The organism is Streptomyces sp. JH34 (assembly GCF_029428875.1).
GTDB lineage: Bacteria > Actinomycetota > Actinomycetes > Streptomycetales > Streptomycetaceae > Streptomyces.
On sequence record NZ_JAJSOO010000001.1, the window covers coordinates 1,877,665 to 1,902,905 of the forward strand.

Here is a 25,241-nt window from a genome sequence, read left to right on the forward strand (position 1 = left end):
CTTCCCTTCGTTCTTGCGTTTCCGACTCTATCAGACTCTTTCGTGTCCGATTCCCGGCCGAAGCGGGTTACTGCTTGGCGGTTAATTTACCACCGTGCTTTCCAGTTCTTCGCTTTCGCGTTTCCCTTTCCGGCGAGTCCGACTTTACCAGACTCTTTTCCGTTCCGTTTCCGGTCCGGATTTAGATTCCAGTGGCCTTCGGAGTGGCCTTTGCCTTTCGGCGGATCCGACTTTATCAGAGAATCTGAGTCGGATTTCCCGCCCCCTCGACAAGGGCTGAACGAACGCTCCCGGCACGCGTGTGCGCGGGGTGCTTCCCGTTCGGCGGAATCGCAAACGTACTGGAGCGGGGCGCCTCGATGCAAATCGAGGCGCCCCGCTCCTGGTTGGCGGCCTGCCGGCCGCGCTCACGTCAGACCTCGACGACGACCGGAAGGATCATCGGACGCCGGCGATAGGTGTCCGACACCCACTTGCCCACAGTGCGACGGACCAGCTGCTGGAGCTGGTGCGGCTCCATGACCCCGTCCTGTGCCGACTTGTTGAGGGCCTCCTGGACCTTCGGCACGACGGCGCTGAAAGCGGAGTCGTCGATCCCGGAACCACGGGCCTGGATGTGCGGCCCGCCCACGATCTTTCCGGACGAGCTGTCCACCACGATGAAGACCGAGATGATCCCCTCGTCGCCCAGGATGCGGCGGTCCTTGAGGGAGGTCTCGGTGACGTCGCCGACCGAGAGGCCGTCGACGTACACATAGCCGGCCTGGACCTTGCCGACGATCTTCGCCTTGCCGTCGATGAGGTCGACGACCACGCCGTCCTCCGCGATGACGATGTGGTCCTTCGGCACCCCGGTCAGCGCACCGAGTTCGGCGTTGGCCCGGAGGTGGCGCCATTCACCGTGGACCGGCATCAGGTTCTTCGGCTTGCAGATGTTGTAGAAGTACAGCAGCTCGCCGGCCGAGGCGTGACCCGAGACGTGGACCTTGGCGTTGCCCTTGTGGACGACGTTGGCGCCCCACCGGGTCAGGCCGTTGATCACGCGGTAGACCGCGTTCTCGTTCCCCGGGATCAGGGACGACGCCAGGATCACCGTGTCGCCCGGGACGATACGGATCTGGTGATCCCGGTTGGCCATACGGGAGAGTGCTGCCATCGGCTCACCCTGGGAGCCCGTGCAGACCAGCACGACCTCGTCGTCGGGCAGGTCGTCGAGGGTCTTGACGTCGACGACCAGACCGGCGGGCACCTTGAGATAGCCCAGGTCACGCGCGATACCCATGTTCCGGACCATGGAGCGTCCGACGAAGGCGACCCTGCGGCCGTACTCGTGGGCGGCGTCCAGGATTTGCTGGATCCGGTGCACGTGGCTGGCGAAGCTCGCCACGATGATGCGCTTCTGCGCGTTGGCGAACACCGTGCGCAGGACGTTGGAGATGTCCCGCTCCGGCGGGACGAATCCGGGGACCTCCGCGTTCGTCGAGTCGGAGAGCAGGAGGTCGATGCCTTCTTCGCTCAGCCGGGCGAAGGCGTGCAGGTCGGTGAGACGGCCGTCCAGCGGGAGCTGGTCCATCTTGAAGTCACCGGTCGCGACGGCCATGCCCGCGGGAGTGCGGATGGCGACGGCGAGAGCGTCCGGGATGGAGTGGTTGACCGCGATGAACTCGCAGTCGAACACGCCGATGCGCTCGCGCTGTCCCTCGGCCACCTCGAGGGTGTAGGGACGGATCCGGTGCTCCTGGAGCTTGGCCTCGATGAGTGCGAGGGTCAGCTTGGAGCCGATCAGCGGGATGTCCGGCTTCAGGCGGAGCAGATACGGGACACCGCCGATGTGGTCCTCGTGGCCGTGCGTGAGGACGATGCCCTCGACGTCGTCCAGACGGTCCCGGATGGTGGTGAAGTCCGGCAGGATCAGGTCGATGCCAGGCTGCTCCTCCTCGGGGAAGAGCACACCGCAGTCGACGATGAGCAGGCGGCCGCCGTACTCGAAGACCGTCATGTTGCGGCCGATCTCGCCGAGGCCGCCCAGCGGGGTGACCCGCAGGCCGCCCTTGGGGAGCTTCGGCGGGGTACCGAGTTCAGGATGCGGATGACTCAAAAGACTCTCCTTACCACGCGCGCCACGTACCGCTGAGGGCACGTGGCGCGCATGTCATTCGTGCACTTGCTGTTGTCAGGTGGTGTTACCGCCGCGAGTGTCCTCGCGTATTCAGTTGTGAAGTCCGTGGTTAGAGCTGTACCCCACCGGCAGCCAGATCGATCTTGAGCTGGGCCGTCTCCTGTGCGGTGAGTTCCACCAGGGGGAGGCGCAGCGGGCCGGCGGGGAGGCCCTGGAGGGTGAGCGCGGCCTTGGTGGTGATCACGCCCTGGGTGCGGAACATCCCGGTGAAGACCGGAAGCAGCTTCTGGTGGATCTCCGTGGCCTTCTGCACGTCTCCACCGAGGTGCGCCTCGACGAGGGCGCGCAGCTCCGGGGTGGCGACATGGCCGACGACGGAGACGAATCCGACGGCGCCGACCGAGAGAAGCGGGAGGTTGAGCATGTCGTCGCCGGAGTACCAGGCGAGACCGGACTGGGCGATGGCCCAGCTGGAGCGGCCGAGGTCGCCCTTGGCGTCCTTGTTGGCGACGATCCGGGGGTGCTCGGCGAGGCGTACGAGCGTCTCTGTGTCGATCGGCACACCGCTGCGGCCCGGAATGTCGTACAGCATCACCGGGAGTCCGGTGGAGTCCGCGATGGCCCCGAAGTGACGGAGGAGGCCCTCCTGAGGCGGCTTGTTGTAGTAGGGCGTGACCGCGAGGAGTCCGTGGGCGCCGCTGCGCTCGGCGGTGCGGGCCAGCTCGATGCTGTGCCGGGTGTCGTTGGTACCGACGCCCGCGACGACGTGGGCCCGGTCTCCTACGGCCTCCAGCACGGCCCTGACGAGCTGGTCTTTCTCCGCGTCGCTGGTGGTCGGGGACTCGCCCGTGGTGCCGTTGACGACCAGGCCGTCGTTGCCTGCGTCCACCAGATGGGTGGCGAGCCGCTGGGCACCGTCGAGGTCGAGTGCGCCGTCAGCCGTGAAGGGCGTGACCATAGCGGTGAGGACCCGCCCGAAGGGGGTCTGCGGAGTGGAGATCGGAGCCATGGGTAACACGCTACTCGTTGCTCGGAGCGTCGTGCCCCCTCGGGGGGACGGGGAAGAGGAGCCCGGCACTGCCTGCTCGGGGGTTCAAGCAGTGCCGGGTCCGTTTGATCAGCCTAGATGAACTTCACGAAACGCCGCAATACGGACACCGCCTACGGGGCGACCCGTCCGTTTTTGTTGAAGGCGGCATGAGTGAGCGGCATCAGGGTCTGCCAGTGCTGTTCCATCTGCTCCCCGACCATTTCGATCTCGCGCTGCGGGAAGGACGGCACCTTGGCCAGTTCGTGCTGCGTGCGCAGGCCGAGGAAGTGCATCAGTGACCGGGCGTTGCAGGTGGCGTACATCGTGGAGAACAGGCCGACGGGGAGTACCGCGCGGGCGACCTCACGGGCGACCCCGGCGGCGAGCATCTCCTGGTAGGCGTCGTACGCCTGGCGGTAGGAGTCCTCCATGGCACGGCTCGTGACCGCGTGCTGCTCCGGGGTGCCTTCGACGAATTCGTACTTGCCGGGGCGGCCCTGCTGGATGAGCTTGCGGGACTCCCCCGGGACGTAGAAGACCGGCTCGAGCTCCCTGTAGCGGCCCGATTCCTCGTTGTAGGACCAGCCCACGCGGTGCCGCATGAACTCGCGGAAGACGAAGATCGGGGCGCTGATGAAGAAGGTCATCGAGTTGTGCTCGAACGGGCTGCCGTGCCGGTCCCGCATCAGGTAGTTGATGAGCCCCTTCGAGCGCTCGGGGTCCTTCGTGATCTCTTCCAGGGACTGCTCGCCGGCGGTGGACACACGGGCCGCGAACAGCACGTCGGAGTCGGCCGCGGCTGATTTCACCAGGTCAACGGTGACATCGCTGCGGAAGTGGGCCTTTGTGGGCTCGGGGGTGTCGGTCACCGGCGGGGGTCCTTCCAGTTGCTTCGCTCGGGCGGCGTCCACTCTACGGGCCTCGGAGAGGGCATCCGTCAGCAGGAAATTTGGATGAGTTCGGCGATTCGGGGCACCGAACAGGCCTCTCGTACGTCTGACTCATTAGCAGCACCCGTCACAGAGTTCAAGGAGAGTTTCCTCATGTTCCGCCGGCGTGAATCCGTCCCGTTCTCGTTCGTTGCCGAGGCCGACCGGTTCCGCAGTAATGTCACTCCGCCTCCCCGCCGGCGCGCCAGCCGCTCACAGCTGGCCGCTCGTTCCCTCGTAGGGCTGACGCTGGTCGCCGGCTTCGCCGGATCGCTGCTCTTCGGGTTGCCCGCACTGGACACCGAGCGGACCCCGTCCCACAGCCAGACCTCCGAGGCGTCCCAGCACCGCTGACCCGTACGGGCCCCCTGGGGTGGTCGGCCGGGGGGCTGCTCGGTAGCCTCACCGGGCACAGCAATCGAGCGTGCTTGTGAGTGAGGATCAGTCGTGCCCCTGCCCTTCCTGACGGCCGACCGCGCATTCGACGCGGACGCGGAGGACATCGCGCTGCCGTTCGACGACCACGACAGCTGGCGACGGCCCTACCGCCCCGGCCCCTGGCGGGTCGCGGCGGCAGCCGGCGTGCTGCTGCTGGCGTCCTTCGTGCTGCTCGCCGCGATGATCATCACGTTCGCCGGATCCCTGTCCGGCGCCACCGCGTGTTTCGTCCTCGCCGCCTTGATGATCACCGGTGCGCTGCGTCTCCTGCGGGTCGGCGCGTGGGTGAGCCTGCACGGCGTGCGCCGGGTCGGCTTCTTCCGTACGACCACGGTGCCGTGGGCGAACGCGGCGGCGGTCCGCACCGTCCAGCAACCGGTGAAGTGGCTCGGCTTCCCACGCACCGTCCAGGGACAGGCCCTGGTCGTGGTGCGGAGGAGCGGTGAACCGCTGCCCCCGCTGGTCACCGATCACAACGCGGACTTCCTGGCCCGGGCCGAGGCGTTCGAACGCGCCACGGACTCCATCGAGGCCTGGGGCGACGAATACCGCACCGCCTGACACGGGCCCGGGCCCCGCAGGGCCGCGAGGTCACCGACGAGCCGGTACGGCGCCACTCAGGCGCGTACCGGCTTGTTCATGTGCAGGGCGATGGCACGCTGCATCGCCTTGCGGGCGCGCGGGGTGTCCCTCGCGTCCTGGTAGGCGACCGCGAGCCGGAACCAGCAGCGCCAGTCGTCCGGGCTGTCCTCGGTCTCCTCGCGACGCCGGGCGAACACGGCGTCGGCGGAGTCGCGGTCGATACGCCCCGAAGGGGTGCGCACCAGCTCGTCGACAGGGAGGCCCCCTTCGGCGTCCAGTTCGGCTGCGAGGGCATTGGCCCTGCGCACGAACTGGGTGTTCTTCCAGAGGAACCAGAGGCCGATCACCGGCAGGATAAGCACCGCCACACCGAAGGTGACCGTGAGCAGCGTGCCGTGCCGGATGAGCAGGACGCCACGGCTGCCGGCCAGGACGAAGTAGAAGACCAGGACGGCGGCGGTGACGAAGTAGGTGAGCTTTGCGCGCATCGGGGTGGGGCCCAGTCAGTTCAGGTCGAGGAAGTGTTCCAGGCCGAAGGTGAGGCCGGGAGTGGTCACCACGCGGCGGGTGCCGAGCAGGATGCCGGGCATGAAGCTGCTGTGGTGGAGCGAGTCGTGGCGCAGGGTGAGGGTCTCGCCCTCGCCGCCCAGCAGGACCTCCTGGTGGGCGAGGAGCCCGCGGAGCCGCACCGAGTGGACCGGCACGCCGTCGACGTCGGCGCCGCGCGCTCCGTCGAGCGCCGTGGACGTGGCGTCGGGCTGGGGCGCCGCGCCTGCCTTCTCGCGGGCGGCGGCGATGAGCTGGGCGGTGCGGGTGGCGGTGCCGGAGGGGGCGTCCGCCTTGTTCGGGTGGTGCAGCTCGATGACCTCGACGGACTCGAAGTAGCGGGCGGCCTGCTCCGCGAACTTCATCGTGAGGACGGCGCCGATGGAGAAGTTCGGCGCGATGAGCACACCGGTCTCCGGGGAGCCGGAGAGCCAGGTGTCCAGCTGCGCGAGCCGTTCGTCGGTCCAGCCCGTGGTGCCCACGACGGCGTGGATGCCGTGGCGGACGCAGAAGTCGAGGTTCTCCATCACCGAGGCGGGTGTGGTGAGCTCGACGACGGCCTGGGCACCGGTCTCCGTGAGGGTCTCCAGCCGGTCTCCGCGGCCGAGCGCGGCCACCAGCTCCATGTCGTCGGCGGCCTCCACGGCTCGTACCGCCTCGGACCCGATGCGTCCCTTGGCACCGAGAACGGCCACGCGCAGCTTGCTCATCTGTGTTCTTTCCTTACGGGTGGTTAGGAGACCGCTTCCTGGAGGCGGTCGGCCTGCTTGTCCTTCAGCGGGCCGATGACCGAGAGCGAGGGCCGCTGTCCGAGGACGTCGGCCGCCACGGCACGGACCTCGTCGGGGGTGACCGCCGCGATCTTGGCCAGCATGTCATCGACGGACATCTGTTCGCCCCAGCAGAGCTCGCTCTTGCCGATGCGGTTCATGAGCGCGCCCGTGTCCTCCAGGCCGAGGACGGTGGAACCGGCGAGCTGACCGACGGCGCGGCCGATCTCCTCGTCTCCGAGGCCGTCCGTCGCCACGCGGTCGAGTTCGTCGCGGCAGATCTTGAGGACGTCGTGCACCTGGCTGGGCCGGCAGCCCGCGTAGACGCCGAAGAGCCCGCAGTCGGCGAAGCCCGAGGTGTACGAGTACACGCTGTAGGCGAGGCCGCGCTTCTCCCTTACCTCCTGGAAGAGGCGTGAGCTCATGCCGCCGCCGAGCGCGGTGTTCAGGACGCCGAGGGCCCAGCGGCGCTCGTCGGTCCTGGCCAGGCCGGGCATGCCGAGCACGACGTGCGCCTGCTCGGTCTTGCGGTTCAGGAGCTCGACCTTGCCGGCGGCGCGCAGCGTGCGGGACCCCTCGCGCGGCGCCGTGGGGACGGCGTCGGTGCGGGTCAGGGCGCCCGCGCGTTCGAAGGCGCTGCGGACCTGCCGGACGACGGTGGCGTGGTCCACGTTGCCGGCCGCGGCCACCACCAGGTGCGTGGGGTCGTAGTGCTTCTTGTAGAAGCGTGCGATCTGGCCGCGGTTCAGCGCGTTGATCGTGTCGACCGTGCCGAGGACCGGGCGGCCCAGCGGGGTGTCGCCGAGCATGGTGTGCGCGAACAGGTCGTGCACGCAGTCGCCCGGGTCGTCCTCCGTCATCGCGATCTCCTCGAGGATGACGCCGCGCTCGGCGTCGACGTCCTCGGGGGCGATCAGGGAGCCGGTCAGCATGTCGCAGACGACATCGATGGCCAGCGGGAGGTCGGTGTCCAGGACCCGCGCGTAGTAGCAGGTGTACTCCTTCGCCGTGAAGGCGTTCATCTCGCCGCCGACCGCGTCGATCGCGGACGAGATGTCGAGGGCGCTGCGCTTGGCCGTGCCCTTGAAGAGGAGGTGTTCGAGGTAGTGGGTCGCGCCGTTCAGGGTGGGCGTCTCGTCGCGTGATCCGACGTTGGCCCAGATCCCGAAGGTGGCGGAGCGTACGGAGGGCAGCGTCTCGGTGACGACCCGGAGACCGCCCGGGAGGACGGTGCGCCGGACGGTACCGATGCCGTTGGTGCCCTTGAGAAGCGTTTGGGTACGGGCGACGGCCCGCCCCTCCGAGGAGGGGCGGGCCGTCGTCACGGAACTACGGGACGTCACTTGTCGGTGTCGTCCTTCGTCTCGTCCTCTTCGCCCTCGATCACGGGGATGAGGGAGAGCTTGCCGCGGGAGTCGATCTCCGCGATCTCCACCTGGACCTTGGCGCCGACGCCGAGCACGTCCTCGACGTTCTCCACGCGCTTGCCACCGGCGAGCTTGCGGATCTGCGAGATGTGCAGCAGACCGTCCTTGCCGGGCATCAGGGAGACGAAGGCACCGAAGGTCGTGGTCTTGACGACCGTACCCAGGTAGCGCTCGCCGACCTCCGGCATGGTCGGGTTGGCGATGGCGTTGATCGTGGCGCGGGCGGCCTCGGCCTGCGAGCCCTGCTGGGCACCGATGTAGATGGTGCCGTCGTCCTCGATCGTGATGTCGGCGCCGGTGTCCTCCTGGATCTGGTTGATCATCTTGCCCTTGGGGCCGATGACCTCACCGATCTTGTCCACCGGGATCTTGACGGTGATGATCCGCGGGGCGTTCGGGGACATCTCGTCCGGGACGTCGATGGCCTCGTTCATGACGTCCAGGATGTGCAGACGCGCGTCACGGGCCTGCTTCAGCGCGGCGGCCAGGACCGAGGCGGGGATGCCGTCGAGCTTGGTGTCGAGCTGGAGCGCGGTCACGAACTGCTTGGTGCCGGCGACCTTGAAGTCCATGTCACCGAAGGCGTCCTCCGCACCGAGGATGTCGGTGAGGGCGACGTAGTGGGTCTTGCCGTCGATCTCCTCGGAGATCAGGCCCATGGCGATACCGGCGACGGCTGCCTTGAGGGGCACACCGGCGTTCAGCAGCGACATCGTGGAGGCGCAGACCGAGCCCATGGACGTCGAGCCGTTGGAGCCCAGCGCCTCGGAGACCTGGCGGATCGCGTAGGGGAAGTCCTCGCGCGACGGCAGCACCGGCACGATGGCGCGCTCGGCGAGTGCGCCGTGGCCGATCTCGCGGCGCTTGGGCGAGCCCACGCGGCCGGTCTCACCGACGGAGTACGGCGGGAAGTTGTAGTTGTGCATGTAGCGCTTGCGGGTCACCGGGGAGAGGGTGTCCAGCTGCTGCTCCATGCGGAGCATGTTGAGGGTGGTGACGCCCAGGATCTGGGTCTCGCCACGCTCGAACAGCGCCGAGCCGTGCACGCGCGGGATGGCCTCGACCTCGGCGGCGAGCGTACGGATGTCCGTGACGCCGCGGCCGTCGATGCGGACCTTGTCCTTGATGACGCGCTCGCGGACCAGCTTCTTGGTCAGCGCGCGGTAGGCACCGGAGATCTCCTTCTCGCGGCCCTCGAAGGCCGGGAGGAGCTTCTCGCCCGCGATCTCCTTGATGCGGTCCAGCTCCGCCTCGCGCTCCTGCTTGCCGGCGATGGTGAGCGCCTTGGCGAGCTCGGTGCTGACGGCCTTGCTGAGCGCTGCCAGGACGTCGTCCTGGTAGTCGAGGAAGACCGGGAACTCGCCGGTGGGCTTGGCGGCCTTGGAGGCGAGGTCGGACTGGGCCTTGCAGAGCGCCTTGATGAAGGGCTTCGCGGCTTCCAGACCGGCGGCGACGACCTCTTCGGTCGGGGCCTCGGCGCCGTCCTTGACGAGCTGGATGGTCTTCTCGGTGGCCTCGGCCTCGACCATCATGATCGCGACGTCGCCGTCCTCGAGGACGCGACCGGCGACGACCATGTCGAAGACGGCGTCCTCGAGCTCGGTGTGCGTCGGGAACGCGACCCACTGGCCCTTGATCAGGGCGACGCGGGTGGCGCCGATCGGGCCGGAGAAGGGCAGGCCCGCCAGGATCGTGGAGGCGGAGGCGGCGTTGATCGCGACCACGTCGTACAGGTGGTCGGGGTTGAGCGCCATGATCGTCTCGACGATCTGGATCTCGTTGCGCAGGCCCTTCTTGAAGGAGGGGCGCAGCGGGCGGTCGATCAGGCGGCAGGTGAGGATCGCGTCCTCGGAGGGCCGGCCCTCACGACGGAAGAAGGAGCCGGGGATCTTGCCGGCCGCGTACTGCCGCTCCTCGACGTCCACCGTGAGGGGGAAGAAGTCGAGCTGGTCCTTGGGCCGCTTGGAAGCGGTGGTGGCCGACAGCACCATGGTGTCGTCGTCCAGGTACGCGACGGCGGAGCCGGCGGCCTGCTTGGCCAGGCGGCCCGTCTCGAAGCGGATGGTGCGGGTGCCGAAAGTACCGTTGTCGATCACGGCTTCGGCGTAGTGGGTCTCGTTCTCCACTAGTGATTTCTCCATACTCGTCGTCTTTCGTCCTGCCGCCCGTGTGGCGGAGGACGGTGCGGAGAGGCGCGCCGTGTGTGCGGGCCGGTCTTCGATCGAAGCTCCCGGGCGTTTCCCCGGGGGCCACTACCGAGGACCGGCGGCGGCCGAGGCGCGCCTCTCCTCGTTCTGTTGTCGTACGTCCAGGTTACTGAGACTGACCCCGGTCACGCACGTACAGCAAAGGGAGCGGCCCCCTGGAATCGGGTGCCGCTCCCTCTCACAGCGTCCTTACTTGGCGCCGCCGGCCGCACCGCGGCGGATGCCGAGGCGGTCGACGAGCGCACGGAAGCGCTGGATGTCCTTCTTGGCGAGGTACTGAAGGAGGCGGCGACGCTGGCCGACCAGGATCAGCAGACCACGACGGGAGTGGTGGTCGTGCTTGTGCGTCTTGAGGTGCTCCGTCAGGTCCGAGATCCGGCGGGAGAGCATGGCGACCTGGACCTCGGGGGATCCGGTGTCACCCTCCTTCTGGGCGAACTCGGACATGATCTGCTTCTTCGTAGCGGCGTCGAGCGGCACGCGTACTCCTCTTGATGTTCGATGCGCCCACGAGTGCCCCTGGTCTTGATCTCAGGGGAGCTTCCGTGACTCGGAGGCGAAGGTCCGATGAGCGCAGCCCTCAGGATGATTCCCGGAGGCGCGTACACAAACGGCCGTCACCCAGCGTACCAGCCGCCGCGGACCCGTCCGTCCGTCGTGCCGCACGGGTCAGCTGGTGAGCGCCCGGATCGAGTGGTAGACGTCGAAGACCGCCAGGCACAGCGGCAGCAGGGTCAGCAGGACGAAGGCCTCGGCGATCTCCAGGAAACGGCCCCAGAACGGGGTGACGCCCTTGCGCGGGACGATCAGCCCTATGGCGGTGATCAGCGCGGCGACCCCGGCGACCGCGGCGGTGAGCCAGATCGTACGGATGTCGAGGCCCCCGCTGTCCCCCTTGAGCGCCCCGCGGATCAGGTCGGCCGGCGGGTTGAGCGACAGCCCGAGGCCGAGGAGTACCAGGGCGGTGAGGCCCGCGCCCAGGGCGCAGCCGACCTGGGCGGTGTAGCGGAACAGGTGGGCGCGCATCAGCATCGCGACGCCGGTGGCGAGTGCGAGGAGCTGGCCCCAGACGCTGTCCGAGAAGCCGAGCACCGCCGCGGCTCCCACGGCCACCAGCGCGCAGCCTCCGGCGAGGCCGAGAAGCAGTTCGTGCCCTCGACGCGCCTGGGCGGCGATGCGGTCGGCGTCGACCGGGCCCTGCGGCGCCGGATCGGACGTCCCGTAGTCACCGACGGTGGTGCGGGGCGGCTCGAAGCCGATCGGAAGGCGCGCGAAGCGGGTGGAGAGCCCGGGCAGGAAGGCGAGGAGGCCGACGGAGAGGGGGGCGCACACGGCTGCGGTCTCGGCCGGCTCCATGCCGGTCATGATCGCGACGAAGGTCACCAGCACGCCGATGGCGGAGGCGAACACGAACGCGACGAAGGTGCCGTCGCCCTCGGGGGCGGCGATCATGAGGATCACGGACGCCACCAGCACGGCGGCGCAGGCGAGCAGGAACTGCAGCCTGCCGATGCCCTGTCCCTCGCTGAGCGGAAGGAGCCCTGCACCGGCTACCGCGGCGTTGGTGAGTACGCCGATCCCCAGCGCGATGGAGGAACCGCGATCCGCGTAGACGCGCGCGCGTACGCAGGCGAGCGCGAGAAGGAGTACGGCGGTGACGGCGGCCAGGATGCCCGGGAGGCCGTGCATGTCGTGCCGGATGTCGGAGGTCCAGAGCACGAAGCCGAGGAGGACCAGCAGGACGGAACCGCCGAAGAGCCCGGCCGAGCGCATGAGGCTGTCGCCCCAGAGGGTGCGGTCCTTGGCGACCGCGGTGGCGACCGCGTCGGAGACGTCGTCGAAGACCGCCGGGGGCAGCGACTCGGAGAAGGGCCGCAGGGACAGGAGTTCCCCGTCGAGGATGCGCTGGCCGGCCAGCGTGCGCCCGCTGTCGAGGACGGTTCCGTCGCGGCGCACCAGGTGGTAGCCGACCGGGGCGCCCTGGGCGGGGCTCTGGCCCGACAGCCGGAGGATCTCCGGGTAGAGGTCGGCGACGGGGATGTCCTCGGGCAGCGCCACGTCGACACGGCTGTCGGGCGCGACGACCGTGACCCGGCAGAAGCCGGTTCCGTTGGCGGCCGGCGCTCCGGGACCCGGCCGGCCGGGTCCGGTGGCCGCGGTCTGGGCCGTCATAGTCACGTGCTGCTCCCCCTCATGATGCTTCTCGGCCTCCTGTGAAACGCACCCTGGATCGAGGGCTCCACCTGCGTCCCGATTGACCCGTTTTTTTGCGGTAGTTAGCGGATGCGTACACGCGTCGCGACACCCTACCGCCCTCGAGTCACCGGGCACGCCAGTAGGATCCTCCCGCGCACGGAACCCGTCGCCACGGGGGCGCCGATAGGAACAGTTCCGTCCGGCAAGGGAATTGGTGAGCTGTGAGCCAGATTGTCGTCAAGCGCCCACCGCGGGCCCTCCCCTCCGAAGTTCCGGGCGAGCAGGTGCAGTTGCAACCTCCGCCCGAGTTGCCCCGCGGGCAGCAGGAGGGGGTGATGATGCAGCTGCTGCCGATGCTCGGCATGGGTGGTTCCGTCGTCTTCTTCTTCATGACCCCGAACCCGATCATGCGGATCATGGGCATGGTCATGATCGCGTCGACGATCGCCATGGCCATCTCGATGATCATCCGCTTCCGGCGCGGCACCCAGGGTCAGCTGGCGGACATGCGGCGCGACTACCTGAAGTATCTGACGCAGACCCGGCGCGCCGTGCTGAGGACCGCCCGGCAGCAGCGCGACGCGCAGTTCTACCTCCACCCGTCCCCGGAGCAGCTGTGGGCCCTCGTGGCCGAGGGCAGCCGGGTGTGGGAGCGCCGGGTGGGGGACGCCGACTTCGCGCACGTACGCATCGGTCTGGGCGGTCAGGAGCTCGCCACGCCTCTCATCGCCCCCGACACCGCGCCGGTCGACGAGCTGGAGCCGCTGACCGCCGGGGCGATGCAGCAGTTCCTGACGACCCACAGCACGCTGGACGGGCTGCCCATGGCGGTCTCGCTCCGTGCCTTCTACCACCTGACGATCAGCGGTGAGGCCGAATCCGCGCGTGCCACGGCCCGTGCGATGGTCGGGGCGCTCGCCTCGCTGCACTCCCCCGAGGACCTGGTCATCGCCGTCGCGACCGGCCGCGACGCCGCTCCGCGCTGGGAGTGGACGAAGTGGCTCCCGCACGTCCAGGTGCAGGGGTCCATCGACGGCGCCGGCAGCCGCCGCCTGATCAGCACGAGCGTCGCCGAGCTCGAGGAGATGCTCGCGGGCCGCCTCGACGGCCGCCCGCGCTTCCAGCCGGGGGGTCAGCCGCTCCTCGACCAGCCGCACGTCGTCGTCGTACTCGACGGCGAGTCCGTGCCGGCGACGTCCGCACTCGCGTCGGCCGAGGGCCTCCAGGGCGTCACCGTCGTCGAGGTCGTCACGGGCCAGGTCAACGGGGCGCGCGGCGGTCTCTCCATCGTGGTGGACCCCCACACGCTGCAGCTGGAGTCGGGGCACGGCCTGGTCTACGACGGTGTTCCCGACCTGCTGAGCCACGAGGCCGCGGAGGCGCTGGCGCGACAGCTGGCGCCACTCCACGTGGCCACGGGCGGCGACGACGACGAACCGCTGCTCGCCAATCTGGAGTTCACCGACCTGCTGAATCTCGGCGACGCGGCCTCGGTCGACGTGAGCCGGACCTGGCGGGCCCGCTCGCAGGCGGAGCGGCTCCGGGTCCCGATCGGCGTGGGCGAGGACGGCGGCCCGGTGATGCTGGACCTCAAGGAGGCGGCACAGGAGGGCATGGGGCCGCACGGCCTGTGTGTCGGGGCCACCGGTTCCGGCAAGTCGGAGCTGCTCCGCACGCTCGTCCTGGGTCTCGCCGTCACCCACACCTCGGAAACCCTGAACTTCGTCCTCGCGGACTTCAAGGGCGGCGCCACCTTCGCCGGCATGGCGCAGATGCCGCACGTCGCCGCGGTGATCACCAACCTCGCGGACGACCTGACGCTGGTCGACCGCATGGGCGACTCCATCAGCGGTGAGCTCAACCGCCGCCAGGAGATGCTGCGCGACGCGGGCAACTACGCCAACATCCACGACTACGAGAAGGCACGTGCCGCGGGTGCCCCGCTGCAGCCCATCCCTTCACTCGTCCTGGTCATCGACGAGTTCAGCGAGCTGCTGACGGCGAAGCCGGACTTCATCGAGATGTTCGTCCAGATCGGGCGCATCGGCCGTTCGCTCGGCGTCCATCTCCTGCTGGCCTCGCAGCGCCTCGAGGAGGGGCGGCTGCGCGGCCTGGAGACCTACCTGTCGTACCGGATCGGTCTGCGTACGTTCTCCGCGGGCGAGTCCCGGGCCGCGCTGGGCGTGCCCGACGCCTACCACCTGCCCAACGTCCCCGGATCGGGGTATCTGAAGTACGGCACGGACGAGATGGTGCGCTTCAAGGCGGCGTACGTCTCCGGGGTGTACCGCACGGGTGCGCAGCCCGCCGCGTCCTCCGGTCCCCTGCCCGTCGATCGCAGGCCGGTGGTGTTCACCGCCGCTCCGGTGCCCGTGCGCTACGTGCAGCCCACGGCGGAGCCGGGCGTGCCCGAGGCACGCAAGTCCGAGGACGACGCCTTGGCGGACACGGTCCTCGACGTGATCGTGCGCCGGCTGGAGGGCCGTGGGGCGTCTGCGCACCAGGTGTGGCTGCCTCCGCTGGACAATCCGCCGTCGCTGGACGAGCTCCTTCCGGGGCTCTCGGCGGTCGAGGGCCGCGGTCTGACCCAGCCCGGGTTCGAGGGCTCGGGGCGCCTCGTCGTACCGCTGGGTGTGGTCGACAAGCCGTACGAGCAGCGCCGCGACACCCTCTACCGGGACTTCTCCGGCGCGGCCGGCCACATGCAGATCACCGGCGGGCCGCAGTCGGGCAAGTCGACGCTGCTGCGGACGCTGATCGCCGGCTTCGCGCTCACCCACACACCGCAGGAGGTCCAGTTCTACGGGCTGGACTTCGGCGGCGGCGGCATGGCCTCGGTGTCGGGCCTGCCCCACGTCGGCGGGGTCGCCTCACGGCTCGACCCCGAGCGGGTGCGCCGTACGGTCTCCGAGGTGTACGGGATCATGGCGCGCCGCGAGGAGTACTTCCGCAGCGCGGGCATCGACTCCATCGCCACGTTCCGCAGGCTGCGGGCGCGCGGTGAGATCTCGGTGACGGACCAGCCGTGGGGCGACGTCTTCCTGATCATCGACGGCTGGGGCAACTTCCGTACGGACTACGAGGCCCTGGAGGCCGCCGCCATCGACATCGCTCAGCGCGGTCTCGGCTACGGCATCCACCTCATCGTCACGGCGTCGCGTTCCATGGAGGTCAGGGCCAACCTGAAGGACCACCTGATGAACCGGCTCGAACTGCGGCTCGGTGACGTCATGGACTCCGAACTGGACCGCAAGGCCGCGGTCAACGTCCCCGCCGGCGTTCCCGGACGCGGCCTCACACCGGAGAAGCTGCACTTCATGGCGGCGGTGCCGCGGATCGACGGCATCAACTCCGACAGCGACCTCTCCGAGGCCACGGCGGCCATGAACCAGGAGGTCGCCCGGCACTGGACGGCGGCGCCCGCCCCCGCGGTCCGGCTGCTGCCCCGCGAACTCCCGGTCCACGACCTGCCGGCGGGCTACGCGCAGCCGGAGCGGGGCATCGCGTTCGGCATCGACGAGAACAACCTGGAACCGGTCTGGCTCGACTTCGAGCGGGACCCGTTCTTCCTGGTGTTCGGTGAGAGCGAGTCCGGCAAGTCCAACCTGCTGCGCATGCTCATCAAGCAGCTGACCGAGAGGTACGACGGGAACGCCGCGAAGTTCTTCGTCATCGACAACCGGCGCGCGCTCCTGGACGTCACCCCCGCGACGCACCTCGCGGAGTACGTACCCATGTCCAACAACATGGAGCACCATGCCGACGCGCTGTACGACCTGATGAAGCGCCGTACGCCGTCGCCCGACGTCACGGCCCAGGAACTGCGCGACCGCAGCTGGTGGAGCGGCCCGTCGGTGTTCGTGGTCGTCGACGACTACGACCTGGTCTCGACGTCCAGCGGCAACCCGCTGTCGAAGCTCACGGAGATGCTGCCGTTCTCCCGTGACGTCGGGGTGCGGTTCATCATCGCGCGCAGCACGGCGGGAGCGGGCCGTGCGCTGTACGAGCCGTTCCTGCAGCGCATCCTGGAACTGGGGGCGCAGGGCGTGATGCTGTCCGGTGACCCGATCGAGGGCGACATCCTCGGCAACGTACGACCGCGGCCGATGCCCCCGGGGCGCGGGGTGTTCGTCACGCGCCGGCGCGGCAACCCGCTGGTGCAGACGGGGCTCATGGACGGGGACCGGTAGAGCCTGTGGCTGGTGCGAAGCGTGTGGTGACGGAGTTGGCCCGTCACCACACGCTTCGGCGTTCGGGCAGGCCGATGGTCAGTGACGAACCGGAGCATGCGTTCAGGGAACAGAAGAACCTGGGAGGCCAGGCCATCATCCGTTCCTTCGGCTGCCACGCCTGGACCGGGGACATGGAATGCCTGGTCGAAGTCTCGGTCCAGCCACCGGCACGGCGAAACATGCCCACGCGGGCCTCACCACACTCTCCCTTCCGAGGCTCAAGGGCGAACTCACGCAGTCGCCCGCGCCCGACCGGAAGATCAGCGCCTGTGGACCCGACGTCTGAAAAGGTGAACCTTGAACACATTGAACGTGGTCGTCTTCCTGCTGGCCGCCGGCCTCATTGCCATGGGCTGCGTCAAGGCGGACCGGGTACGCCGGTGGCGAGGGTCGTTCAATCCGTCAGCACCCGAGATTCCCGATTCTGCCTTCGTCGCTGCGCGGGTCGTTCTCTTCGGGATGGCGGGGCTGGGCATCTATTCGGCGCTCCAGTTCATGGCCGTGGTCGCAAACGGCGAGTGGAGCGACGACGAACTGGGCAGCGCGGTCAGTCAGGCCTCCGCAGAACTGGACGGCACTTCACGCCTCGGTGAGATCTTCGGCGACGACAGCGGCTTCGATGAGGAGTTCGCCACGATGATCGAGGAGGAGGTCGTCGAGAACGGTGGCGGTGGCGCCCCTCAGAGCGGCGTGGACGCCGGCTCCACAGGCTCGAACAAACCGTCCGACGCCGACTACACGGTCACGGCCTCCGGCGCCGACGCAGCCTTCTGCGTACACGTCGTACGCACACGGTCGGAGGACGGGGACTACGAGCCCCCCCGGCATAGCGGGCAACCCCAGCACGGTGACCGTCCCGAATTACGACTTCGCGGTGACGAGCCGCAAAGGTGCGTGCTGAGCACTCTCCCTCCCGACCTGTCGGCTCCGGCGCTGCCGGACGTGGCCCGCACCGGCTCGTGAGGGGGCGGGGATTCCGGAACGGGACGTCCCGACTCCGCGCTCCGCCCGCGACGGCACCCCCTGACGGAGTCTCACGACGGATGGTGACGCACGCCCGGTGGCCGGTGACCCCCGCCCGGAGTGGCGCCACGCCCCCGTGTGACGGTCCACCGGCCAGGGCCTGCCAACGGTCGACACGCCGACCGCCGTGGCCGGAACTCCACGGCCACAAGCTGCACGATGTGTCGGCGCCCGCAGGGCAAGGCCGACGAGCCGTCGGGGGTGGCAACGGACGCGGTTCGCTGAGCCTCCGGGGGCTCGGTATCGGCGGAATCTGGGCGCTGCGTCACAGAATTGGTGAATCCTGAACTGACGAGAGTCACTTTCGGGCCAACTGCGCGCCACGGACGATCAACCGCAAACACGGCGTGATCAATGGCTTTCGCGCCCGTCACAGGCATCGGAGACGTAGCCGGACGTACTCACTCCGTGGCGGAGCAGATACCGGCCCGTCGGCCAACCCGGCTTGAAAGGGCTGTACCAGTTCCTCCCCCGCCTTGCTAACTTCCGGGGCTCAGAGGCATTGGAAGTACATGCGAAAAGGTGGTTCATGACCTCGCAAGCATCAGCGCCGAAGATCCCTCAGCTGTGGGTCCCGCTCCCCTCGGGGATCCACCCGAGTTGGCGTGAGATCGACGAAGGTTCCGCCGCGTGGCTCGATCGCTTCGGCCTCTACTCCGATCAAGCGCAACGTGAACGGCTGACACGCATCTCCGTGGGCGAGATCACCGGGCGAGGGGGCCCCGACGGGCGTCTGGCGGCTCTGCAGTGGACCGCGGACTTCCTGATGTGGCTGTTCGCGTTCGACGACGAGTACTGCGACGAAGGTCCGGCCGCGGCCTCCCCCGACGCCACCCTGCTCGTCATCACGAAACTCCAGCGAGTCGTCGAAGTCCCCTGGGCCGCTCCGGTGGACGACAACTACAGCGCCGCGTTACGCGAGTTGCGTCTGCGGCTCGACGATCTGACCACGCCCGTGCAGACCGCGCGCTGGGCCGCCAGCTTCCGGGCCTACCTCCAGGGCCAGATCTGGATGGCCGCGAACAGCACGTACGGGCGGATCCCCAGCCTCTCCGACCACCTGGCGGTCCGGCTGGACTCCTCAGGCGTCAAGATCTTCTCGACGCTCAGCGAGATCATCCACGGATACGACCTTCCCGCGGCCGACTACGACCGTCACGACGTCCGCGGCTTCGTGGAGGTCTTCGCCGCGATCATCGGCTGGTCGAACGACCTGGTGTCGTACCACAAGGAGCGGCAGCGCAGTCAGGACGGATACGGCAACATAGTCGATCTGATCGCACACGAGCGGCAGTGCTCCGTCGAAGAGGCGGTGGATGCGACCGCCACGATGCACACCCGGGCCATGGCCCTCTACCTCCGTCTCCGCGACCAGATCCTCCGCGACGCCGGCCCTGAACTCCGCAAGTGGATCACGGACTGCGACTCCTGGATCCGCGCCGACTACGACTGGTCCCTCACCACCAATCGCTACGTCAACCCCGAGGACCCCGCCGATCTACCCGCAGGCAGCGCGGCATCTCCCTTCGAGGAACGGGAGGCGGACCAGCCCCTTCCGATCGCCGGCATCGCCTGGTGGTGGACCCTGTTGAAGGACTAGATACGTCATCGAGTCATCGGGGCACTCCCGTCGACCGCGGCGATCCGCGATGATGTTCCGCATGACTCACCGCATCAGCGCCCTGATCTCGGTCTGCGGAGTCCTTACCGGCCTGCTGCTGCTCACCGCTGCCGTCCGTGACTACCTCTCCGGAGCATCGGCCCTCTGGATCGCGGCCGGAGCCCTGATCCTTCTCGTCACCTCGTGCACACTGGCGCGCGACGTACGGCGCCTGCGCACGGGAGCGGCTTCCTGAGAGGGAAGGCCCCGGCGCTGTACACCCGGGCGCCCGGTGGTCCGAGGAGAGGACCTGTTGGACTCTTCGGCCGGGACGACCGACCAGCCTTGGCGTTTCGGAACCGGCTCATGCAACAGGTCAGGGTGGGCACCTCCCGTGCGTGCCCACCCTGACCTGATTGCCTGCCGGTTACCGCCGCGGCCTACTCGAAGTTGGCGCGAGCCCGCTTGTCACCGGCGTGGTAGGCGGTACCGGCGTCGCGCACCTTGCGGGAGATCTCCGCGAGAGCGGTCTGAATGCCCGTGGCATCGCGGTCCCAGCCGGCCTGCGCGGTGTCGTACGCCGACTTGGCCTCGCCCACCCAGAGCTCGGACACGCTGGCGACCATCCGCTTGATCGCCGCGAGGTCCTCCTGAAGCTGCCTGCCCTGCCGGTCGATGTCACCCGCGGCCTGCTCCAGGCTTGCATAGGTGACAACCATCGTGCCGTCGTTGGTCGGCATACGGTCCTCCAGTTCAAATCGGTTCGATGTGATGACCCGTACGTACGAGGTACGGGTGAAGCAAGTGTCAGAGCGCGTTGAGGGCCGAGGTCTTGGCCTGCGCACCTTCGGAGTGACCGGGGACGACGTCCACGCCCTGGAGGGCCTGCCGGATCTCGTCCTCGGTGTTGCCCGAGATCGTCCGGGCCGCCTTGATGGCTTCCTGGAAGTTGACCAGACGGGTGGCGATGTTGCCCATCTTGAGGTTGATATCGGCCTGCTTGGCGTTGAACGCGCTGGCGCCGATACCCTTCCAGGAGCCTTCCAGGCTGTCGATCGTCGCCTGCAGCGTCTTCAGCTGACCCCTCACGGAGTCGAATCGCTTGGTGAGCTCACCCTCGAGCTTGAGCAGCATTTCATCTGAAAGCTTCTGATCTGCCATGGTGCTGGCTTCCTTTCTGGTGCTCTTGTTCGGTCCGGCGTCACCGCCGGAAAGTGCATTGGAGGAACTGCGGTCAGTCAGGCGGTGCGGCGCTTGCGAATGAGAGCGAAGGCCCCGCCGCCGAGCACGAGCACCACTGCCACTCCACCGAGGATCAGACCCAGTTGGCCGCTGTCGTTCTTCTCAGTGCTGGAGCCTGCCATGGCGGCGTCCTCAGCCTTGTCCTTCTTCTCAGGCTGTGACGAGGCTGATGCAGAGGGGGCTGCCGATCCCGCGGAACCGGACGTCTTCTCCTTGGTGAGGGGACTGATGTCCGGGGCGCCGGGATCGCCCTTGCCCTTGAGGATGTTCATGGAAGGGCGGATCAGACCGTGGCCGAGGTACTTGCTCAGCGTGCCGTCTTTCCAATCCCGGCTGGCAGTGTCAAAGAGAACGTTGAGGACTTGATTAGCGGTCCAGTCCGGGTGAGCGGACCAGATCAGAGCGGCGGAGGCGGACGCAATTGCGGTCGCGGCACTGGTTCCGCCGTCGCCGTCGCAATAGCTTTTAAATGTCGAGTCACACCAGCGGGGAATTTCGTTACCTGGAGCAGCGATATCCACAATATTCCCATTCTGGGAATATTCGGCTACTTTACCCTCGCTGTCCGCAGACGAAACTCCCACGACCTGCGGATAGGCCGCAGGATACTGCTCCTCGTTCCCCTCTTTCGCATTATTCCCTACTCCCGCGAAAAAGATCTTTCCCTTGCTGTAGGCGTACTCGACTGCTTTTCGCTCACCCTCTGTCGGGAATTCACTACCGAACGACATGCTGATAATCCGTGCGTCACTGTCCGCCGCAGCCCGGATCGCGTCCTCGGTGTCACGCGCGTTCACTGAATGCTCATTCTGGAACTGTGTATCAGTGATCCGCATGGGAATGATCTTCGCGTCCGGGGCAAGGCCCTTCAAGCCACCACCCTCACCAGTGCCCGCGATCAGCTCGGCCATGGTGGTGCCGTGTCCGCGATAGTCATCGTGCTCATCGCCTTCAGCTCCCGAAGCGTCCAGTCCCTTGAGGACCTGGCCTTTCAGTGATGGGGACGAAGGATTAACACCGGAGTCGATGACAGCTACCTTGACGCCGTCACCCGTGGTGACCTTCCAAATCTCCTCCGCCTGCATCGCGCTGAGGTACCACTGTTTGGACTGCACGTCAGCCGCGACGGCTACAGGAGTAACACCGGTGAAGCCCACGCTCCACGCGGCGGCAACAGCCATCGTGCCGAGTAGGCGCCCTCGCGATCCGAGAGAAACACGACGCTTCCGGGTCTGGCTCATTCCTGCTGTCATCCTGACTTCCGAATCTTCCCTGTACCTACTCGATCACCGGCGGGGCGACTCCACGTCGGCCGGCCTCCCACGTCTCTCTGTCTTCCGTCAGGTAGTCAGGACGCTGTGTGCCCTCGTCCTGGTCGTCGTCTCTGGCGTCCTTGCGCCCCACAGGCCCACGCACGAGACCCGCGCCACCTGCGGTGAAGCCCTTTCCTCCGGCGCCGCCCCCTGCACCGCGGGGTGTTCCGACAACACCGTTTGAACTGGGAGTGCCTCGCCCGCCAGGCTTGGGCACTCTGTTCGTCGCATTGGATCCGACAACGCCCCGCTGGCCGAATGCCCCAGCGGGACCGCCCGTTCGCGACGCGCCTCCGGATCCGATCACTGTGCCTCGCGGGACGCCACGAGCGCCCCCAGGTGTACCTGCACCTGCGCGTTGCGGGGTGCCGCCCACGATGCCGCTCGCGCGGCCTGCACGCGGGGTGGACGAACCGGACGTTGACTGGCCTGCAGCCATGGGCCTGCCGCCAGTGACGCCGGAGCGACCGGCAGTGGGAGACTGCGACCCGGGGCTTCCACGTCCGGCAGCGCCTGAAGCGGATCCCCCACTCATGGACGAAGGACGTCCCACTGGTGATCCGGCGCGGCCGTTCGCAGCAGCACCGCCCCCTGTGGGGCCGCTTGTACGGCTCCCACCGCTCTGTGTCTGGCCTGGACCTCGAGGCACGCCCGTCGGTCCCTGAAGCCTGCGTGAACTGGCTGACACGGGGTTCACAAATCCTGAAGCCATAGGCGGAGTCGTGCCTCCGCTCGACCCCGCATGACTTGGATTCGGCTGTGGTGAGGCGCCGCCAGGCGTAGTCACCGGAGACGGTGGGGCCGCGACGCTGTTGATCTCCGTTGATGTGCTGTTGTCCAAGACCGGTGCCACCGCTACCGGCGCCTCGTATCCGTGAGCATCTGCCGCATGGCCGGCCTGATCACCGGTCACCCCATGCCCCACTACGTTTCCGGAGCTCACCCGGCCGGACGACTCAGTGCCTGCTGAGGAGCTTCCGGAGTCTGTTGGAGGGTTGAAGTATCCGCCCGGCCTGGGCATTGCAACATCAAGCTTCTTCTCGAACCGAGGCGGCTCCTGCGCCGCCAGCGTCTCTTCGGAGACCGCGTAGTACGAAGCCAGCCGGTTCGCCTGGTTGATCGCTTCCTGACGGTCCTTTTCGACCTTGACCGCCGCCGCGTACTCCGCATTGCCCTCGACCCGCTTCGGGGCCTCGATCTCGTCGGGGGACTTGCGGCTCAGGCGAGTGTCGCGAGGAGGGAGAGAGTTGCGGACCGAGGCGAGGCCGGTGCCCGCGACCGTGATCTGCGTACCGGCCGCATCCGCGAAGTCGGCCAGCTTCTCGGCATGAGCGGCCAGGCCGTTGCCCCAGTTACGGAAGGCGACTTCGGACTCGCCTTCCCAGTCCACGCCTTCGATGAAGCCTCGCAGGTCGTCCGCCGCACGTCTGAGCGCGGTCCGTGCCAGCAGCAGCGACTGACCGGCGCTCTCGAGGTCCTCCGGCTTGGAGTTCGCGATGAGGTCGATCATCGCGTTGAGCTCGTGCCCCTCGAAAGAAGTACGACCCGACGGGCCCGACCCGAAGCCGAACGACTCCATCGCGCCTTGGACCTGCCGCGTGACGTCCGTGACGAGCAACTGGCCCTGGACGCGCTCCTGGTCCTGCTTCTGCTGTTCCGCAGGAGTCAGTTCCGGTTCCGCTTCGGAGCCCGATCCCGGCTTCTTCGGTTCGCTCATTCGGCTGCCCACCCCGCGTCGCTCTTCTTGTCGGCGTTCTGCTCAGGCTTAACCGTCTTCTCGTGCTCGGCCCGCGCCTTCTCGTGCTCCTTGTCCAGACGGGTCTGGATCTCATGGAACCGCCGCCGCGTGTCGTCGTCCACGTTGTCGAAGCCGACCGCAGCCGCGTGCACCCCGAGGTTCAGGTACTCGATCTGGTCGCCCAGCGACTTCGACAGCGTGACGAGGGATTCGTGCACACGGTTGTACTGGGTGTACAGCCCATCCGCTTCCGCGAAGCATGCATTCTGGCCGCTCAGGGAGGAACGCGACACCGTCTGTGCCGCGACCTCCGTCTTGCCCGCCGGTGAACTCTCGAGGTCAGCGAGCAACGTGTTCACGCTCCTCTGGAACTTCTCCAGGGCCCCTACGCCCTTCCGGAGATCTCCCTTTCCTTTGGTCACGTTGCTACCTCTCCCCGATTTCCCCGTTTGCACAGTCTGTTTCGCGTTGCTATCGCACTCGCGCGAACAGCACTGGCCCCATCACATCACTGTAGCCAATGGCACTGACATGACCAACTGTCTTATCCGTCACGTAACTTCCGGAAGACCGTGGCACCCGGGCGTCAAGCAACGCTCTGCCGGTCCTGTCGTTCCTGCCGCCGACGCCTGTCCCGCACGGCCACCGCCGCGCCCGCGATCGCCGCGACCAGGACGCCCCCGCCCACCACGACGTAGGTCGCCAGCCTGGCGTTGCGCGCGTCGGCGGTCTCGCCCAGGTGGAGTGCGGCGGGTACGGGGGCCTCGCCCTTGCTCAGGCCCTCGTGTGCCACCGGTTCCTCGATGGGCTTGTCGTCCTCGGTCAGGGCGCGCACCGGGTCGATGACTCCCCATCCGACCAGGCGGTCGTGGCCCGCGATCGAGCGTTCGGCCGTCTGCTCGATCTGGGCGACGATCTGCTCCTGCGTCCAGTTCTTGTGCTTGGCCTTGATCAGGGCCGCGACGCCCGCGACGTACGGGGCCGAGAAGCTGGTCCCGTTGTCGGCGCAGTGTCCCCCGCCCGGCACCGTGGAGATCATGTCCACGCCCGGGGCGGCGACGCCCACGAACTCGCCGGACTGGGAGAAGGCCGCCCGTTCGTTGTTGCGGTCCGACGCTGCCACGGCCAGGACGCCGTCGTACGAGGCCGGGTAGGTCTCCTTGACGTTTCCGCCCAGGCCGTCGTTGCCCGCCGAGGCGACGATCACGATCTCCTTGGCCAGGGCCGCGTTCACCGCCTCCTCCAGGAGGGGCGTGGGCTTCACGGCGTTGGCCGTGTCCTGGGAGATGTTGATGACGTCGGCATTCTTCGTGACGGCGTGCCGGATGGCGGTGGCCAGTGTCTCCGCGGTTCCGTGGCCCTCGGCGTCGTTCTGCTGGATCGGAATGATCGTGGCGTCGGGAGCCAGGCCCGTGAAGCCGGTGCCCTTCGCCTCGCGTGCGGCGATGATGCCAGCGACCTTCGTGCCGTGGCCGACCAGGTCGGTGGTGCCGTTCTCCTTGCCGCGCTCGAGCTTGTTGCCGTTCTCGTCCTTGAGGTCCTTGTCCAGGAGGTTGATGCCGCTCCCGGTGTCCACGGCCTTCGTCAGCTGGGGGTTCTTGACGTCGACGCCGGTGTCGATGACCGCCACGCGTATGCCCTTGCCGGTGGACTGCTCCCAGAGCTCGTCCATCAGTACGCGTTGCAGTGCCCAGGGGCGGCCCGCGTACTTCTTCGACGGGAAGGTGCACTGGGTGGAGTCGTCCGCCGCCGCCGGCAGCACCGGCAGGGTGACGAGGAGGACGGCGGTGGCGCCGGCGGCCGACAACAGGCGTCGGCGACGGGACGGATGCGTGGTCACCTGGTCGCT

At 68.0% G+C, this 25,241-nt stretch carries 20 protein-coding genes; 6 read left to right on the plus strand and 14 right to left on the minus strand.

The genetic code is table 11. The features are described from left to right. Positions 1 to 412: 412 nt before the first annotated feature. From LWJ43_RS08060 to thyX, 3 genes are all read right to left on the minus strand, one after another. On the minus strand, positions 413 to 2,098 hold the full coding sequence (locus LWJ43_RS08060) for a ribonuclease J (RefSeq protein ID WP_277331611.1): 1,686 nt from the start codon (positions 2,096 to 2,098) through the stop codon (positions 413 to 415). A gap of 130 nt (positions 2,099 to 2,228) precedes the next feature. After that, positions 2,229 to 3,128 carry a 4-hydroxy-tetrahydrodipicolinate synthase gene (gene dapA / locus LWJ43_RS08065; RefSeq protein WP_277331612.1) on the minus strand — a complete coding sequence of 300 codons (900 nt, stop codon included), beginning with the start codon at positions 3,126 to 3,128 and terminating at the stop codon, positions 2,229 to 2,231. Between the two features lie 152 nt (positions 3,129 to 3,280). Then, positions 3,281 to 4,018: an FAD-dependent thymidylate synthase gene (thyX, locus tag LWJ43_RS08070; RefSeq protein WP_277331613.1), complete on the minus strand. Its 738-nt coding sequence runs from the start codon at positions 4,016 to 4,018 to the stop codon at positions 3,281 to 3,283. A gap of 174 nt (positions 4,019 to 4,192) precedes the next feature. Between thyX and LWJ43_RS08075 the strand changes: the two genes are divergently transcribed. Both LWJ43_RS08075 and LWJ43_RS08080 read left to right on the plus strand, forming a co-directional pair. Then, positions 4,193 to 4,432 (plus strand): hypothetical protein, encoded by a 240-nt coding sequence (locus LWJ43_RS08075; RefSeq protein ID WP_277331614.1) that lies wholly within the window; start codon positions 4,193 to 4,195, stop codon positions 4,430 to 4,432. A gap of 93 nt (positions 4,433 to 4,525) precedes the next feature. After that, on the plus strand, positions 4,526 to 5,077 hold the full coding sequence (locus LWJ43_RS08080) for a hypothetical protein (protein WP_277331615.1): 552 nt from the start codon (positions 4,526 to 4,528) through the stop codon (positions 5,075 to 5,077). Between the two features lie 56 nt (positions 5,078 to 5,133). Here LWJ43_RS08080 and LWJ43_RS08085 read toward each other — a convergent pair whose 3' ends face one another. From LWJ43_RS08085 to eccD, 6 genes are all read right to left on the minus strand, one after another. Continuing rightward, a complete protein-coding gene (locus LWJ43_RS08085; RefSeq protein ID WP_277331616.1) occupies positions 5,134 to 5,586 on the minus strand; it encodes a tetratricopeptide repeat protein in 453 nt (150 codons plus the stop codon). 15 nt (positions 5,587 to 5,601) lie between these two features. Continuing rightward, complete coding sequence (gene dapB, locus LWJ43_RS08090) at positions 5,602 to 6,354, minus strand: 4-hydroxy-tetrahydrodipicolinate reductase (protein WP_277331617.1); 753 nt, start codon at positions 6,352 to 6,354, stop codon at positions 5,602 to 5,604. 23 nt (positions 6,355 to 6,377) lie between these two features. Next, on the minus strand, positions 6,378 to 7,757 hold the full coding sequence (locus LWJ43_RS08095; protein WP_277331618.1) for a M16 family metallopeptidase: 1,380 nt from the start codon (positions 7,755 to 7,757) through the stop codon (positions 6,378 to 6,380). Then, positions 7,754 to 9,967: a polyribonucleotide nucleotidyltransferase gene (locus LWJ43_RS08100; RefSeq protein WP_277335835.1), complete on the minus strand. Its 2,214-nt coding sequence runs from the start codon at positions 9,965 to 9,967 to the stop codon at positions 7,754 to 7,756. Before LWJ43_RS08100 ends, LWJ43_RS08095 begins: the two co-directional genes overlap by 4 nt. A 270-nt stretch (positions 9,968 to 10,237) precedes the next feature. Continuing rightward, the gene (gene rpsO / locus LWJ43_RS08105) at positions 10,238 to 10,528 is read right to left on the minus strand and encodes a 30S ribosomal protein S15 (protein WP_003965855.1); all 291 of its coding nucleotides are present in this window, start codon (positions 10,526 to 10,528) and stop codon (positions 10,238 to 10,240) included. Positions 10,529 to 10,717: 189 nt separating this feature from the next. After that, positions 10,718 to 12,220: a type VII secretion integral membrane protein EccD gene (eccD, locus tag LWJ43_RS08110; protein ID WP_277335836.1), complete on the minus strand. Its 1,503-nt coding sequence runs from the start codon at positions 12,218 to 12,220 to the stop codon at positions 10,718 to 10,720. 245 nt (positions 12,221 to 12,465) lie between these two features. Here eccD and eccCa point away from each other — a divergent pair, with 245 nt between their 5' ends. The 4 genes from eccCa to LWJ43_RS08130 all read left to right on the plus strand — a co-directional run bounded on the left by eccCa (position 12,466) and on the right by LWJ43_RS08130 (position 19,355). After that, entirely contained in the window at positions 12,466 to 16,434 is a 3,969-nt protein-coding gene (eccCa, locus tag LWJ43_RS08115; protein WP_277331619.1) for a type VII secretion protein EccCa, read from the plus strand. 339 nt (positions 16,435 to 16,773) lie between these two features. Beyond that, positions 16,774 to 17,439: a hypothetical protein gene (locus LWJ43_RS08120; RefSeq protein WP_277331620.1), complete on the plus strand. Its 666-nt coding sequence runs from the start codon at positions 16,774 to 16,776 to the stop codon at positions 17,437 to 17,439. Between the two features lie 589 nt (positions 17,440 to 18,028). Further along, a complete protein-coding gene (locus tag LWJ43_RS08125) occupies positions 18,029 to 19,099 on the plus strand; it encodes a (+)-(1(10)E,4E,6S,7R)-germacradien-6-ol synthase (RefSeq protein WP_277331621.1) in 1,071 nt (356 codons plus the stop codon). A gap of 61 nt (positions 19,100 to 19,160) precedes the next feature. Further along, the gene (locus LWJ43_RS08130; protein ID WP_277331622.1) at positions 19,161 to 19,355 is read left to right on the plus strand and encodes a hypothetical protein; all 195 of its coding nucleotides are present in this window, start codon (positions 19,161 to 19,163) and stop codon (positions 19,353 to 19,355) included. Positions 19,356 to 19,539: 184 nt separating this feature from the next. Here the strand turns inward: LWJ43_RS08130 and LWJ43_RS08135 are convergent, their stop codons facing one another. From LWJ43_RS08135 to mycP, 5 genes are all read right to left on the minus strand, one after another. Beyond that, the gene (locus LWJ43_RS08135; RefSeq protein WP_277331623.1) at positions 19,540 to 19,839 is read right to left on the minus strand and encodes a WXG100 family type VII secretion target; all 300 of its coding nucleotides are present in this window, start codon (positions 19,837 to 19,839) and stop codon (positions 19,540 to 19,542) included. A gap of 67 nt (positions 19,840 to 19,906) precedes the next feature. Continuing rightward, complete coding sequence (locus LWJ43_RS08140; RefSeq protein WP_277331624.1) at positions 19,907 to 20,260, minus strand: WXG100 family type VII secretion target; 354 nt, start codon at positions 20,258 to 20,260, stop codon at positions 19,907 to 19,909. A gap of 77 nt (positions 20,261 to 20,337) precedes the next feature. Beyond that, positions 20,338 to 21,594 carry a S8 family serine peptidase gene (locus tag LWJ43_RS08145; RefSeq protein WP_277331625.1) on the minus strand — a complete coding sequence of 419 codons (1,257 nt, stop codon included), beginning with the start codon at positions 21,592 to 21,594 and terminating at the stop codon, positions 20,338 to 20,340. A 1,773-nt stretch (positions 21,595 to 23,367) separates the two neighbouring features. Then, a complete protein-coding gene (locus LWJ43_RS08155; RefSeq protein ID WP_277331627.1) occupies positions 23,368 to 23,814 on the minus strand; it encodes a hypothetical protein in 447 nt (148 codons plus the stop codon). Positions 23,815 to 23,978: 164 nt separating this feature from the next. Beyond that, positions 23,979 to 25,232 carry a type VII secretion-associated serine protease mycosin gene (mycP, locus tag LWJ43_RS08160; protein WP_277331628.1) on the minus strand — a complete coding sequence of 418 codons (1,254 nt, stop codon included), beginning with the start codon at positions 25,230 to 25,232 and terminating at the stop codon, positions 23,979 to 23,981. Positions 25,233 to 25,241 lie beyond the last annotated feature (9 nt).

What these genes read in the sequence shown, in the direction of transcription:
- LWJ43_RS08085 (WP_277331616.1), bottom strand. Translation starts at nt 5,586, where the DNA reads ATGCGCGCAAAGCTCACCTACTTCGTCACCGCCGCCGTCCTGGTCTTC.
- LWJ43_RS08140 (WP_277331624.1), bottom strand. Translation starts at nt 20,260, where the DNA reads ATGGCAGATCAGAAGCTTTCAGATGAAATGCTGCTCAAGCTCGAGGGT.
- dapA (WP_277331612.1), bottom strand. Translation starts at nt 3,128, where the DNA reads ATGGCTCCGATCTCCACTCCGCAGACCCCCTTCGGGCGGGTCCTCACC.
- LWJ43_RS08125 (WP_277331621.1), top strand. Translation starts at nt 18,029, where the DNA reads ATGACCTCGCAAGCATCAGCGCCGAAGATCCCTCAGCTGTGGGTCCCG.
- LWJ43_RS08075 (WP_277331614.1), top strand. Translation starts at nt 4,193, where the DNA reads ATGTTCCGCCGGCGTGAATCCGTCCCGTTCTCGTTCGTTGCCGAGGCC.
- LWJ43_RS08145 (WP_277331625.1), bottom strand. Translation starts at nt 21,594, where the DNA reads ATGACAGCAGGAATGAGCCAGACCCGGAAGCGTCGTGTTTCTCTCGGA.
- dapB (WP_277331617.1), bottom strand. Translation starts at nt 6,354, where the DNA reads ATGAGCAAGCTGCGCGTGGCCGTTCTCGGTGCCAAGGGACGCATCGGG.
- eccD (WP_277335836.1), bottom strand. Translation starts at nt 12,220, where the DNA reads ATGACGGCCCAGACCGCGGCCACCGGACCCGGCCGGCCGGGTCCCGGA.
- LWJ43_RS08135 (WP_277331623.1), bottom strand. Translation starts at nt 19,839, where the DNA reads ATGCCGACCAACGACGGCACGATGGTTGTCACCTATGCAAGCCTGGAG.
- LWJ43_RS08130 (WP_277331622.1), top strand. Translation starts at nt 19,161, where the DNA reads ATGACTCACCGCATCAGCGCCCTGATCTCGGTCTGCGGAGTCCTTACC.